This is a genomic window from Tenacibaculum maritimum NCIMB 2154 (assembly GCF_900119795.1).
In the GTDB taxonomy this organism is placed as follows: domain Bacteria; phylum Bacteroidota; class Bacteroidia; order Flavobacteriales; family Flavobacteriaceae; genus Polaribacter; species Polaribacter maritimus.
Map to the genome: position 1 here is coordinate 3,421,655 of NZ_LT634361.1, position 14,317 is coordinate 3,435,971.

General features: G+C 29.2%; 14 protein-coding genes. 7 read left to right on the forward strand and 7 right to left on the reverse strand.

Annotation, left to right across the window (positions count from 1 at the left end; all coding sequences use genetic code 11):
- The first annotated feature begins 11 nt into the window (after positions 1-11).
- Positions 12-350: a hypothetical protein gene (locus tag MARIT_RS15295; protein ID WP_024741731.1), complete on the forward strand. Its 339-nt coding sequence runs from the start codon at positions 12-14 to the stop codon at positions 348-350.
- A 3-nt stretch (positions 351-353) separates the two neighbouring features.
- Here the strand turns inward: MARIT_RS15295 and MARIT_RS15300 are convergent, their stop codons facing one another.
- Together MARIT_RS15300 and MARIT_RS15305 are read right to left on the reverse strand one after the other, a co-directional pair.
- Positions 354-1,619: an MFS transporter gene (locus MARIT_RS15300; RefSeq protein ID WP_024741732.1), complete on the reverse strand. Its 1,266-nt coding sequence runs from the start codon at positions 1,617-1,619 to the stop codon at positions 354-356.
- A 5-nt stretch (positions 1,620-1,624) separates the two neighbouring features.
- Complete coding sequence (locus tag MARIT_RS15305) at positions 1,625-2,284, reverse strand: hypothetical protein (protein ID WP_024741733.1); 660 nt, start codon at positions 2,282-2,284, stop codon at positions 1,625-1,627.
- Positions 2,285-2,670: 386 nt separating this feature from the next.
- Between MARIT_RS15305 and MARIT_RS15310 the strand changes: the two genes are divergently transcribed.
- A complete protein-coding gene (locus MARIT_RS15310; protein ID WP_100211969.1) occupies positions 2,671-4,002 on the forward strand; it encodes an aspartate kinase in 1,332 nt (443 codons plus the stop codon).
- 59 nt (positions 4,003-4,061) lie between these two features.
- Here the strand turns inward: MARIT_RS15310 and MARIT_RS15315 are convergent, their stop codons facing one another.
- Positions 4,062-5,057: an NAD(P)H-dependent glycerol-3-phosphate dehydrogenase gene (locus tag MARIT_RS15315; RefSeq protein WP_100211970.1), complete on the reverse strand. Its 996-nt coding sequence runs from the start codon at positions 5,055-5,057 to the stop codon at positions 4,062-4,064.
- Positions 5,058-5,152: 95 nt separating this feature from the next.
- Between MARIT_RS15315 and MARIT_RS15320 the strand changes: the two genes are divergently transcribed.
- Positions 5,153-6,607 carry a lipopolysaccharide biosynthesis protein gene (locus MARIT_RS15320; RefSeq protein WP_100211971.1) on the forward strand — a complete coding sequence of 485 codons (1,455 nt, stop codon included), beginning with the start codon at positions 5,153-5,155 and terminating at the stop codon, positions 6,605-6,607.
- A gap of 1 nt (position 6,608) precedes the next feature.
- Positions 6,609-7,040, forward strand: coding sequence for a dUTP diphosphatase (gene dut, locus MARIT_RS15325; RefSeq protein WP_024741737.1), 432 nt, complete (start codon positions 6,609-6,611; stop codon positions 7,038-7,040).
- An 83-nt stretch (positions 7,041-7,123) separates the two neighbouring features.
- Here the strand turns inward: dut and recA are convergent, their stop codons facing one another.
- Positions 7,124-8,131, reverse strand: coding sequence for a recombinase RecA (gene recA, locus MARIT_RS15330; RefSeq protein ID WP_024741738.1), 1,008 nt, complete (start codon positions 8,129-8,131; stop codon positions 7,124-7,126).
- A gap of 107 nt (positions 8,132-8,238) precedes the next feature.
- Between recA and MARIT_RS15585 the strand changes: the two genes are divergently transcribed.
- Positions 8,239-8,406 carry a hypothetical protein gene (locus MARIT_RS15585; protein ID WP_157926304.1) on the forward strand — a complete coding sequence of 56 codons (168 nt, stop codon included), beginning with the start codon at positions 8,239-8,241 and terminating at the stop codon, positions 8,404-8,406.
- Between the two features lie 29 nt (positions 8,407-8,435).
- The gene (locus MARIT_RS15335) at positions 8,436-9,002 is read left to right on the forward strand and encodes a pseudouridine synthase (RefSeq protein WP_024741739.1); all 567 of its coding nucleotides are present in this window, start codon (positions 8,436-8,438) and stop codon (positions 9,000-9,002) included.
- Here the strand turns inward: MARIT_RS15335 and MARIT_RS15340 are convergent.
- A complete protein-coding gene (locus MARIT_RS15340; protein WP_024741740.1) occupies positions 8,999-9,439 on the reverse strand; it encodes a GNAT family N-acetyltransferase in 441 nt (146 codons plus the stop codon). The genes MARIT_RS15335 and MARIT_RS15340 overlap by 4 nt on opposite strands.
- Positions 9,439-9,873, reverse strand: a complete 435-nt coding sequence (gene rpiB, locus MARIT_RS15345) for a ribose 5-phosphate isomerase B (RefSeq protein WP_024741741.1) — start codon at positions 9,871-9,873, stop codon at positions 9,439-9,441. The genes MARIT_RS15340 and rpiB overlap by 1 nt, the downstream gene beginning before the upstream one ends.
- Before the next feature lie 770 nt (positions 9,874-10,643).
- On the opposite strand from rpiB, the gene MARIT_RS15350 reads away from it, so the two are divergent.
- Positions 10,644-13,256, forward strand: coding sequence for a T9SS-dependent choice-of-anchor J family protein (locus MARIT_RS15350; protein WP_100211972.1), 2,613 nt, complete (start codon positions 10,644-10,646; stop codon positions 13,254-13,256).
- Positions 13,257-13,323: 67 nt separating this feature from the next.
- Here MARIT_RS15350 and MARIT_RS15355 read toward each other — a convergent pair whose 3' ends face one another.
- Positions 13,324-14,235, reverse strand: coding sequence for a diacylglycerol/lipid kinase family protein (locus tag MARIT_RS15355; RefSeq protein WP_100211973.1), 912 nt, complete (start codon positions 14,233-14,235; stop codon positions 13,324-13,326).
- Positions 14,236-14,317: the final 82 nt, after the last annotated feature.

The following is a 14,317-nucleotide window of genomic DNA, read 5'->3' on the forward strand; positions in this document are numbered from 1 at the left end:
ATTTCCCCTAAATGAATAAAAAAAATAGTTTTTCGTTTATACTGTTGGTACTTGCCCTTTTACTTACCGCGAATTCATACACTCAAGAAAAAGAAAATCAAGTTACTGCTACCTATATAGGAATAGATGAAATGTTAAAAACATTTATTTTCTTTAGTGAAGAAAGAAGAAAACTTTCCTTCTTTAATGTAGAAGATAGCGTTGAAATTGATTTGGAAAATGAAAAAAATGCAAATAAAAAATACCTTGTTACTTGGGTAATGAAAACCGTTCACTTTTATGATTCAAATGGAGATTTAGCAAATAGTGAAAATGCTAGAGTAATTACAGGCTTAAAAGAAGTACCATAATTGTTACTCTTTTTCGTGTTCTTCAATATCCTTTGTTAAATCTAATTTCCTAAATGAAGGAGAAATAATGCCTGTTGTTACCACTGTAATCAAAGTCATTGTTCCACCAAAAACAACAGCAGTAGCTGTTCCCATTAATTTGGCTGTTAAACCACTTTCAAAAGCTCCTAATTCATTAGAAGATCCTACAAACATTGAATTTACAGAAGCAACGCGCCCTCTCATATGATCTGGTGTTTTTAATTGTAAAATAGTTTGCCTTATTACCATTGAAATTCCATCAGTAACACCACTAAAAAATAACGCCATTAACGATATCCAAAAAACAGTAGAAAGCCCAAAAACAATAATACAAAGTCCAAACCCAAAAATAGCCGTTAACAATTTTAATCCAGCTTTTTTACTAATAGGCACATAAGCAGTAATCAACATTGTTAAAAAAGCCCCTATAGCTGGTGCCGCCCTCAATGCACCAAAGCCTTCAGGTCCTACTTTTAAAATATCTTGTGCAAAAACAGGCAATAAAGCTACTGCTCCACCAAATAATACAGAAATCATATCCAAAGTTAAGGCTACTAAAACTGCTTTTGTTTTATATACAAACTGCACTCCCTCTTTTAAGCTTTGCATTACTGGCTCACCTATCTTAGGGTTTAAGATAGGTTTTTTAGATATTCCAAAAACAAATAATAATGATAAAAGTACCAGCGAAAAAACAATACATAAAGACCAATGAACACCTATCCAATGAATTGAAAAACCAGCAAAGGCAGGTCCTAAAACGGATGCTATTTGCCAAGTAGAGCTACTCCAAGTAGCTGCGTTTGGGTATATTTTCTTAGGAACAATTAAAGCTATTAATGAAAAAATTGTTGGACCAAAGAAAGATCGTAAAAACCCACCAAAAAAAACCAATACATATATACAATATAAGATAGTACTCTTCTCCCAATAGTTAACTGTATTTGGCAAAGTAAGGAAAAATAATCCCAAACTAATTAATGAAAAAGCAGCAGTACATATTGCTAATAAATTCCTTTTTTCTCGTTGATCAACAATATGCCCTGCAAACAAAGCCATAGCTACTGCCGGAATAACCTCCATCAAACCAATAATACCTAATGATAGAGGATCTTTAGTTATTGTATAAACCTGCCATTCTATGATTATAAATTGCATAGACCAACCAAAAACAAGTAAAAATCGAACCAATAAAAAAATATTAAATTCTTTAAATCTTAATGCTGCATAAGGATCTTTTTTAGCCATAATTATTAATTCAATTTCATATCCATTAAAATGGAAAATGTTTCATTTACATCTTTATCTTTTACTACAATTGTCATTTCATTTGTAGTAGATATTACTTCTTGCACTGGTATATTCGCCCAAGCTAGTTGTTTTAGTATAAAATAATAAATACCCGATTGCTCCAAATTTTCTTTTGGTAACTTTATGGTAATGGATGCTAAATTTACAACACTATTAATCAATACCTCTTTCTTAAAAATTTCTTGCACATAAGGTTGTAAATTTTTACTCGTAACAATATTAGTTTCAAAGATACCTTGAGAAACTGTTAAGAAATAGTCGTTGCTATCAGCAGATTTACTCAAAATTTTTGCAATCTCTTTTAATAGAGATGTGGTATTTTTAAAAGTAAAATCACATAAATCTGATCGTACTATTACATCACCTAAATCCAAAGCAAGTTTCTTTATATTTTTACGAATTCTCAATTCATTTGCTGGTGATAGTCTATTAATAGCCATCATTACAGCTCCTATTTTCACTTCTTTTTTTAATAATAAAGAAACTTCTGGTAAAATTACACGTGCTAATGATGATACGTTTATTAATTTTTCATGTAAAGCCTCCTCTATAAATGGCGTTTTCCTAATGGTTATCTCTACTGCTTCTTGTATTGTTTTCATTTATGTTTAATTTCAAACATGATGTAATAAAAAACAAAAATATCAAATAAAAACTAACAACTTAAAATAAATTAATTTTTTATTTAGCAAAAAATTAATAAAAAAAATAATTTTTAATGTATATTTGCATCTCGTAAACGATTCCTATCTGAAAAGAAGGAAAGTATATATTATTTTTATAGAAGCGATTGTTCGTGGGTTTACTTTACTGAGTTTTGGACGATTTTTGAAGGGGTTTGTTCCTTAACAAAGTAAAAACTTTAAAACTCACCTTTCGCTTCTTTTTTGTTTGATATTTAACTCTCCCACTTAAAACCGTATAATTATTTTATAAAATTGGTCGAATTAAAAATAGGCTGTTCTTTTGTTTTAAAATTAATAATTAAATGATTGTTTTAAAATTTGGAGGAACCTCCGTAGGTACATCTAAAAGTATAAAAGAAGTAGTTCGTATCATCACAGAATACCATCCTTCTCAGCCAAAAATTGTAGTATTATCTGCCGTTTCGGGTACTACAAATTCTTTATTAGAAATTAGTCAATTAATTCTTCAAAATAAAAAAGAAGAGGCTTTACTTAAAATTCATAATTTACAAAAGCAGTATGATAGTTTAATTAAAGGACTATTTTCGGTTGAAAAATACATATCAAAAGCACAATTATGTAGTCAATCTATATTCACTACATTACAAAATATAGCTACTAATTATAATGATGCTGAAAAAATGATTGTTGCGCAGGGTGAAATTTTATCTACCCATCTTATACATATTTACTTAGAAGAGCAACAAATAAATGCTACGCTAATTTCTGCTTTAAATTTTATGAGCATCAACGCTAATAATGAACCTGAAATTAGCACTATTAGTAAAAATATAAAACCCATTCTTGCTCAAAGTCCCAACCAAAACATCTTTCTTACCCAAGGATATATTTGTAAAGATACAAATGGAGCAATAGCTAACCTACAACGCGGTGGAAGTGATTATACAGCTTCTCTAATTGGTGCCGCTATTGAAGCAGAAGAAATTCAAATTTGGACGGACATCAATGGAATGCATAATAACGATCCTCGTTATGTAGAAAATACTTTTTCTATTGATGAAATCTCTTTTGATGAAGCTGCTGAACTTGCTTATTTTGGCGCAAAAATTTTACATCCGCAAAGTTTAATCCCTGCCAAAGAAAAAAACATTCCTGTTCTATTAAAAAACACATTTAATCCTCTTCAAAAAGGAACCATTATTAAAAATAAAGCAGCTACCAATGGAATTACAGCAATTGCAGCAAAAGATGGAATTGTGGCTATTAAAATAAAATCTTATAGAATGTTACTTGCTTATGGGTTTCTTAAAAAGGTTTTTGAAATATTTGAGAAATATAAGACTCCTATAGATATGATTACTACTTCAGAAGTTGCTGTATCTTTAACAATAGACGATACCTCTTATCTTACAGAAATTAGAGCAGCATTAGAAACTTATGGAAAAGTAGAAATAGATAGCTCATTGAGTATTATTTGCGTTGCTGGAAACTTTTCTCAAAATACTGAAGGTTTGAGTGCTAAAGTATTTGACTGTCTTAAAAATATTCCTGTAAGAATGATTTCTTATGGCGGAAGTAATTACAATACATCATTGCTTGTTAAAACAACTGATAAAATGGAAGCCTTAAATGCTTTAAATGAAGGTTTATTTACAGAAAACCTAACAGTATAAAAACGCATTACAAAATCAATCGAACTTGCATACACAAGTTCGATTGTGATTACCATATACTAATTTAATTTATTTGTAAGTTTTAAAAACTCCTCTTTTGCCTCTTTCTTACCATATAAAATATGGTAAACGGCATCTATAATAGGCGTTTTTGCTCCATTTTCTTCTTTAATTTCATAAGCACTTTTGCTAGCATAATATCCTTCTGCAACCATACTCATTTCAAGCATTGCTGACTTAACGGTATATCCTTTACCTATCATGTTTCCAAACATTCTATTTCTACTAAAAATAGAATATCCTGTTACTAATAAATCACCTAAATAAGCTGAATTATTAATATTTCGCTTCATTTTATGAATTTTTTTAATGAAGCGCTTCATTTCTCTAATTCCATTGCTCATAAGTACCGCTTGAAAATTATCACCATATCCTAAACCATGAGCAATTCCTGCGGCTATAGCGTAAATATTTTTTAACATTGCAGCATACTCTGTACCTATAATGTCATCTGATATTTTTGTTTTTATATAGCGTCCTGAAATATATTTACTCAAATCTTCTGCTTTTCGTTCATCTTGACAAGCTAGTGTTAAATACGATAAACGTTCCATAGCAACCTCTTCTGCATGGCAAGGCCCAGTAATAACTCCTATATTTTTAAAAGGAACTTTATGAATTTCATGAAAATGCTCTCCAACAATAAGACCTGTTTCAGGAACGATTCCTTTAATAGCTGAAAAAATAATTTTATCCTTTAATGAAATGGTTAATTTTTCTAATTCTGCTTTTAAAAAAGCAGATGGAATTGCAAATATTAGTACTTCATAATTCTCCACAATACTATTAATATCATCTGATAAATCTAACTGCTCAGGGTGTAACTCCGCAGAACTTAAATAATTAGGATTATGTTTATTACGTTTAATGTGTTCTATAGCATATATACTTCGCATATACCAACCAACTGTTGCTATATTTTCTGATAACATTTTGACAATAGCGGTTGCCCAACTTCCTCCTCCTAACACTGCTATTTTTACTTGATTATTCATTTTGTTTGGTTTTATAGGGCGAAATTAAGAAATCTTAGAATGAACGCCTAAACCATCTGTTAATTATTATATTTGCTCTACTTAAAATTACTCTATTGAGCTCATTAAAACGTTTTTTTAAAGACACCATCATTTACGGAATAGCAGCCGTTTTACCAAGAGCTATTAACATTCTTTTAGTACGTTTACATACTTATAGCCTAAGTGCTGATAAGTTTGCTGTAAACACTACTTACTATGTATATGCTGCTTATTTTAATGCCTTATTAACTTATGGTATGGAGACTGCCTTTTTTCGTTTTTTTTCAAAAGAAAAAGAAAAAGGAAAAATTATCTCCACCTCATTTATTAGTTTATTTACAACCTCTATACTATTTTTAATAGGAACCATGTTATTTAGCAAAAACATTGCTAATTTCTTTGGGTTTAAAAATATCTTATTCTTTCAAATACTAATTATTACATTAACTTTAGATACTCTTGTAGTTATCCCTTTTGCTTATTTGAGAGTACTTCATAAACCTGTTCAGTTTACCATTTATAAAATAATCAATATCCTTATTTTTGCATGCCTAAATATTTTCTTTTTATGGTTCATTCCGTATGCTTTAAAAAATAAAATTTATTTACCTCTAAATTTAATTCATTATACTGAAAGTCAACCCAAAGTCATTCATATTTTTGTAGCCGGACTCATAGCTAGCGCTATCACATTCATCTTATTATTACCTACATTATTTAAATTCAAAATTACATTTGATTTTAAACTATTAAAAAAAATGTTAGCCTATAGCTTGCCCATCATGGTAGGCAGCTTAGCTTTTGTTACTAATGAAAATTTAGATAAATTAATTTTAAAAGATATTGTTGGCGAAAAACAAATGGGAGTATATGCTGCTTGTTATAAATTAGGAGTGTTTATGTCTTTATATATCATGGCTTTTAAATTAGGAGCTGAACCTTTCTTTTTCAATCAAGCTGATAAAAAAAATGCTAAAGAAAACTATAGCACTATTTTATCTTGGTTTACCTTTTTTGGTGCTTTATTTATGCTTGTAATTGTTTCTTTTATAGATTTTTTTGCTAAAATTCTTTTACAAAGTGATGAATATTTTGAAGCTTTACAAATTGTACCTATTATATTATTAGCTAATTTATTTTTAGGCATTTATAATAATTTATCCGTTTGGTACAAGTTAACTGATAAAACAAAATATGGTATGTATTTTTCAATAATTGGAGCCGCTATTACTATTAGTTTTAATTTAATAATGATTCCTAAAATTGGATATATAGCTGCTGCTTGGGCAACATTAATGGCATACGGATCTATGATGTTAATTTCTTATTTTATAGGAAAAAAATATTATCCTGTTCCTTATAACCTCAAAAAAATAACAAGCTATTTACTTATAAGTACTTTATTATCATACTTATCTTTTAGCTATTTTAGAGGTGTTTATACCCTATCTGTCTTTTTTATTTTTATTCTGTTAGGATGGATTATTTATAACGAAAAATCAATAATTCAAAAATTATTAAAACGATAAAATGAACGTACAAATCATTAACAAATCAAAGCATCAAATACCTGCTTATGAAACTGAAGGTTCTGCAGGAATGGATTTACGCGCAAATATTGAGGAATCCATTACTCTAAAGCCTTTAGAAAGAGCTATTATAAAAACAGGTTTATTCATAGCATTGCCTGTTGGCTTTGAAGCACAAGTTCGTCCAAGAAGTGGATTAGCTGCTAAAAAAGGAATTACAGTATTAAATTCTCCAGGAACTATTGATGCTGATTATAGGGGAGAAATAGGCGTGATTTTAGTAAACTTATCTAATGATAATTTTACCATACAAGACGGAGAGCGTATTGCTCAATTAATTATTGCTAAACATGAACGCATCACTTGGAAACAAGTAGAAGTTTTGAATGAAACAGCTCGTGGAACTGGTGGCTTTGGTAGCACAGGAGTTTAATGACTTTTTACAATAAAAACTGCTATAGAAACAATTATCTATAGCAGTTAATGAGTAATAGTTAGAACTTTTAATTTAATTACTTATTCTTGATTTTCAATAGCTTCTTTTATTTTATTTTCTAGTTCTTCTGCTAATTCTGGATTATCTCTAATCAAACCTTTTACAGAATCTCTACCTTGCCCTAATTTTGTATCTCCATAGCTAAACCATGAACCACTCTTTTTTATAATTCCGTATTCTACACCAATATCTAAAACTTCACCCACTTTAGAAATTCCTTCACCATACATTATATCAAATTCCGCTTGTTGAAATGGTGGCGCTACTTTATTTTTTACCACCTTTACTTTTGTACTATTACCTATTACTCGATCACCATCCTTAATTTGTGTTCTCCTACGAATATCTAACCTAACTGATGCGTAAAACTTTAATGCATTACCTCCAGTAGTTGTTTCAGGATTTCCAAACATCACACCAATTTTTTCACGCAATTGATTAATAAAAATAACGGTACAATTTGTTTTACTAATAGTAGCTGTTAATTTACGCAATGCTTGAGACATTAAACGAGCATGTAATCCCATTTTAGAATCTCCCATTTCTCCTTCTATTTCAGACTTTGGAGTTAGTGCTGCTACCGAATCAATTACTACAATATCAATGGCTCCTGAACGAATTAAATTATCTGCAATTTCTAAAGCTTGTTCTCCATGATCTGGTTGAGATATAATCAAATTATCTACATCTACTCCCAAGTTTTCTGCATAAAAACGATCAAACGCATGTTCTGCATCCACAAAAGCAGCAATACCACCAGCTTTTTGAGCTTCTGCAATTGCGTGTATTGTTAATGTTGTTTTACCCGATGATTCTGGTCCATAAATTTCAATAATTCTTCCGCGAGGATATCCTCCAACACCTAAAGCCAAATCTAACCCTAAAGATCCAGAAGAAATAGCATCTACATCTTCTATCTGCTTATCTCCCATTTTCATTACAGTACCTTTACCGTAAGCTTTATCTAATTTATCTAAAGTAAGTTGCAGTGCCTTTAGTTTAGCTTGCTTTTCTTTATCTGCTGACATAAATTTTTTAATGTTTCTTTGTTAAAATAAGGTGGTACAAGTTACAAAAACTAATATAATAGTTGGCAACTATTTTTTAAACTGATTTTTAGTAGCTTTGAAAAAAAATGAGCTCTATATTACTAAAAAATAAAAATACTAATACTGCTATTGAATATGGTAAATTGGTTCGTTTTAATAACAATTATAAAGCATTCATCCACAATAAAGAAGCTCCTAGCTCTTTATTAAAACTTAAAAGTATTCGTGAAAAATATGAGAATAAGTACTGGTAATAATCTTTTTTTATAACTATTAACAATTTATGAAACACCGTCATTTTATAATGCACAAACCTTATGGATTTCTTTCTCAATTCATCAATAATCAAACCAAACGAAAAAAAAGATTATTAGGAGAACTATATGATTTTCCTGAAGGAACAATGGCTATTGGTCGTTTGGATTTTAATTCTGAAGGATTGCTTTTATTAACTACAGATGGAAAAATAAGTGAACAAGTACGAAGTAAAAAAGTAGCAAAAGAATACTATGTACAGGTTGATGGTATCATCACACAAAAAGCTATTGAAAAATTGCAAAAAGGTGTAGAAATAGGTTTTGATGGCAAAAAATATATCACTAAACCTTGTAAAGTTATTTCAATAGCTCCTCCTGGTTTTCCTAATAGAACTCAAAAAATAAGGGATGACAGACATGGCCCAACAAGTTGGATATCAGTTACTATAAGAGAAGGTAAATTCAGACAAGTTCGTAAAATGACTGCTGCTGCAGGATATCCTACACTTCGATTAATCCGAGTTCGCGTTGGAAAAATTTTATTAAACAACTTAAAATTAGGAGCTGTAAAAGAACTGGAAACCCTCCTTTAATTCATAATCATTTTTATATGTGGAATTCCATCTTCTAAATACTCATTTCCTACTTTTAAAAATCCATGAGATTCGTAAAAATTTTGTAAATAAACCTGTGCTGAAATAGTAATAGTAGTAATAGTATAATGCTTATGAATAGCTATTATTGAAGCTTTTAGTAAATCATGACCATACCCATATTTTCGTGCTGTTTTTTTTACGACAACTCTACCAATACTAGGAGTACTAAAATATGCACCGCTATCAAACAAACGTGTATAGGCTATAATTTTACCTTCTTTAATACCTATAACATGTAATGCTTGCTCATCTTTTCCATCTATATCTTGATATACACAATCTTGTTCTACAACAAATACTTCAGAACGTAACTGAAGTATTTGATACAACTCTATAGTGGTTAATTCACTAAATTTTTTTATAATAAAATCCATTAACAATTCATTCCTATTTTATGAACCCTATTGGCATGCCTACCTCCTTCAAAATCTGTTGTTAAAAAAAGTTCAACAAAACCTAAAGCTTGCTGTAAAGAAACAAAACGAGCAGGAATCGTTAACATATTAGCATTATTATGCTGACGTGTTAATGTAACTAACTCATTATTCCAACATAAGGCAGCCCTAACTCCTTGATGTTTATTTGCTGTCATTTGGGCACCATTACCACTACCACATAAAATAATGCCCATTTCCGCTTGGCCTGTTTCTACTGCTTCTGCCGTAGGATGAATGGCATCTGGATAATCCATACTATCATCAGTATTTGTTCCAAAATTAATTACTTTATGCCCTAACTCCTCCAAAAGAGCAATTATTTCAAACTTATATGCTGTACCAGCATGGTCATTTCCTATCGCAATTGTCATAATTTGTTGTTTTTTACTTAGTTGTGCCTACAAAAATACAGTTATTAACGGTTATCAACAGTAATTAACAATCAATTTTTAAGAATACTACATAAATAACTAATAAATAACACGTTAACAAAAAACTTAAAAATGTTAAAAACTACTACTAAATATTTAAAAGAATATTTGATTTTTTAAAATAAAATTACAATACAGGAAGCCTTATCAAATACACAACTTTTTTTTTTAGTTTTTAATGAACATTTATCAACATAAAAAGAGCTACTTATTTACAGCTATTTTAAAATTAACTATGCAGAATTATATGTGAATAGTTGTTTATAAGTATTGTTAATAACTATCAAAAAACACTGAAATTTAAGAACTTATAAAAAACGTTAAATGTTAAGCGTTTTTAATAACTGATAAAACCAAAAATGAAATCAAGTTTTTATTGTAGCTATTAACAACCTATAATAACAATCATTTCTTTTTTTAATTTTAAAAATCTTTTATTGTTATTATATAATATGTTAATAACAGTCTTTCTCTTTTTAATTTTAAAATTACTTTTTGAGTGTACTATAACAATAGTGATGAATAATAGTAATAAAAAATGATTTTCCTTTTTATCTTCTTAAGAAAAAGAAAGCTTCAATGGTAAGTACAATTTCATTTTCTATTGAAAACTACAAGCACCTTAAAAAAGTTTTGATTTTTAGTTAATTGTATTTATTTAGATCAAATATAAATAGCTATTTTTGCCCTGAACAATATTATATAAAATTATGGAACAAAAAATTATGATTCTATTTATCCTATTTGTTTACAATTCTTTTGGGCAAATAATTGTAAATGAAGGTTTTGAAGGGGATAGTTTTCCTCCTAATGGATGGAAAAAAGAAAGTGAAGAAGTAAATAACGTCTGGTCGCAGCCTGATTGGGAAAGATTAAACTTTGATCAAAAAGAAGGTGAAGCTTGCGCCTTGTATGAAGCTCCAACTGGTAAAGATCACCTAAGAACTAATTCGTGGTTGATAACCAAAGCATTACATTTAGAAGCAGGAAAAACTTATGAATATTCTTTTTGGACAAAAGTAGGAACCTCTTATTTAGGAACGCCTAGTATTGATATAAGTTTAAAATATGGTAAAGCGCAAATAGGGAGCGCTTTAACCAATACTATTTTTACTAAAAGAATTAACAATGCTAATTATAATTTAGAAAGAAACACTTTTACAGTAAATGAGTCAGGTGAGTATTATGTAGGAATACATGTAGGTAATGTGGCAGATTTATATGTGGATGAATTTCTTATAAAAGAAAAAGAAAGATGCAATACACCTGAAAATTTAAAACTTAACTTATTTAATGATACCCAAGCAGGCATTACTTGGAGCGAAGTAGCTAATAAAGAAAATTATATTTATAGGGTAGAAAATGAGAATGGAGAAGAAATAAGTACAGGTGAAATAGTTGAAAATCAAGTTATTATTAATGGTTTAGAAGCCAATACCACATATGCTTTTTATGTAAAAACTAAGTGTGCAGGAGGTTTAGGGGAAAGTGAGTATTCTAAAAAATATGTTTTTAAAACATCTTGTGTTGCGAATGATGCATTAAGTGAGGATTTTACAAATGCAATGGGAAGCGAATTGCCTAACTGTTGGTCTTCAATTTTAGATGGAGTAGGAATTTCAAATGGAGCTTCTGTTAGAGTTATTTCTGATAGAAAATGGGCTATTTTAGGAAATCATACTTCAGAAAGTACAGCAAACATACTTTTAGTTAGTCCTAAACTATCAAACATAAACTCAGGAAAGCATAGACTTAGGTTTAAGGCAAAAGGAGATGACATAAATGTAGGAAGTTTAGAAGTAGGAATACTTAATGGAAACGAATTCAAAGGGGCTGATTTTATAAAAGTAGGAAGGGAAATAGACAATTTGGAAAGAGGAAGATTTAAAGAATATGTAATTAATTTTGATTTGACAAATTTACCTAATGGAATTGCTAGTAATTTTATAGCTTTTAAGAATGCATCTCGTACCAATTACACCATTAGTGTAGATGATATTTACTGGGAGCCTATACCTGAAAGGACTGTTTGTACTAAAATATTAGTTCCTAGAGAAGATGTATCCAATGAAACTTTTAATCCTTATTTTAAATGGAAAAGAGTAGCTGATGCTACGGGGTATAAAATTCATGTAGGAACACAAGCAGGAGCTAATGATGTTTATACCAAAGATGTTGAAAATGTATTAGAGTATCAATTTGTTAATAATGAAGGAAGTTTAGTGTACAATACAACATATTTTATAACTATAATTCCGTATAATGAAAAAGGAGATGCTCAAAATTGTGAAGGAACCTCCTTAAAATTAATAACAATGTCTAATCCTAATTATGGAGGAGGTGATGTAACCACTTCTTTTGGAGGATATTATTATGCTAATTCAACAGAAGAAGCAGAAGATTCAAAAATAGGAAAAGCTACTTATAATTGGATAGATCCAATTACGAATAACCATACTGAAATCATTCAATGGAACCGCCAGAATAACGAAGGTAAATCTTTTAAAATACCAACTAGGTTAAATTTTGAGTTTCCTTTTTATGAAGAAAAATATAACGATGATGTTTACGTAAATTATAACGGGTCTTTACATTTTGGTAATGCAGCAACAATTAATTACGATAATAATAGTAACTTCAATATTCCTGAAGGAGATGCTGTTAACAATTTTATAGCAGCTTGTCTTAGTGGTTATGAATTTCAATCAAAAAGTAAAGTATATTATAAATCGTTAGAAGACAAATTCATTGTTACTTGGTATGAAATGGAAAATGCAGTTGATTTTGATGAAGATACATTATTACCAATAGGTTTTGAAGAAATAACTTTCCAGTTAATTTTATATAAAAATGGTAAAATTAAGATTCAAATAAATAATCAAAAGAGTAAGTTAAAAGAATCTAAAGGACAGAGTATTTTTTCAAGAAGCATTATAGGTATGGAAAATAGTACTGGTACTAAGGCAGTTTTATACAGACGAAAAGATTTTTATAGCGACAATTTAAAAACAAGATTAGGACCTATATTTAATAATAAACCAACAGCAATAGTTTTTGTACCAGAAAAACAAGATACGGCGGGAATAAATGATGAAGTTTTAGCTAGTAAATTTAATATATATCCGAACCCAGCAAATAACTATGTTAACATAGCTACTAAAGAAGCAATATCAACAATTAGTATTATCAATTTGTTAGGAGAAGAATTAGATATTCAAAAAGGAAAAAAGATCTTATTAAAAGACTTATCTAAAGGAGTTTATTTATTAAAAATAAAAACAAAAGAAGATAAAATAGTGATTCAAAAAATAATTAAGAAGTAATAATTACAATATATCATAAATAAAAAAGAGCAAGGTTTTCCTTGCTTTTTTTGTATGATAAGAAGAGTTATACAACAAAATTTAAAGCCTTTTCTATAATAGAAACAGTTACTTTTCCATTACCTATCAATTCCCCATCAGCTTGAATAAAAGGAAAGCGCTTATTTTTTACCATAGGGGTTACTATAATATGTTTCGTACGGTAAGTACTTACTTTTTTATGGTTTACAATTTTTCCATTATATAATTTAGGAAGATGCATTAATAAATCAAATAAAGATAAGTTTTTAGCTATTGTAATATCCAATAAACCATCAGAGGCACTTTGGTAAGCAGTCATTCGCATTCCCCCTGCAGCATACTTACAAATTCCAAATAAAGTCATTAAGCACTTCGTATGAAAGACATGGTTATCAAATTCAATTTTTAAAGTAGTTTTTTTATAAAAAAGTAAACCTGTAATTCCACTTAACAAATAGGCAATAGCACCAAATCGTTTTAGTTTATTTAACTTGTTAACAACATAACCATCATAGCCCAATCCAGCAACATTATTAAAAAAAGTAGTTTTATTTTCTAAAGTTAAATAGCCTATATCTTGTAAGATTGTTCGTTGTTTTTTAATTAATTTGACAGCATTGTTTATAGCTTTAGGAATACCATATGTTTTAATCCAATCATTACCAGTTCCTAAAGGAATTACCCCTACTGTTATTTTTGAGGTAGGTATAAAACTTTGGGTCATAATACCATTTATTACATGATGTAAAGTACCATCACCACCAACAGAAATAATATGAGTAAAACCTTTGTTAATAGCTTGTTGTGCTAAGGTTACTTCATGTTTAGAATGTGCTGTTAGAGCAAAAGAATATGAAATTTTTTGATTTTTTAAATGAGCTTGTATTTTTTTCCATTTTTCATCAAATTTACCATTACCAGCTGTAGGGTTTACAATTAAAAACCAAGATATATCCATATATTTATAAAAATAAAGCTCACTAAAGTACAAAATTGAATTGATAAGGACTGTGAAATCGTACTATCAAACATTTTATTTG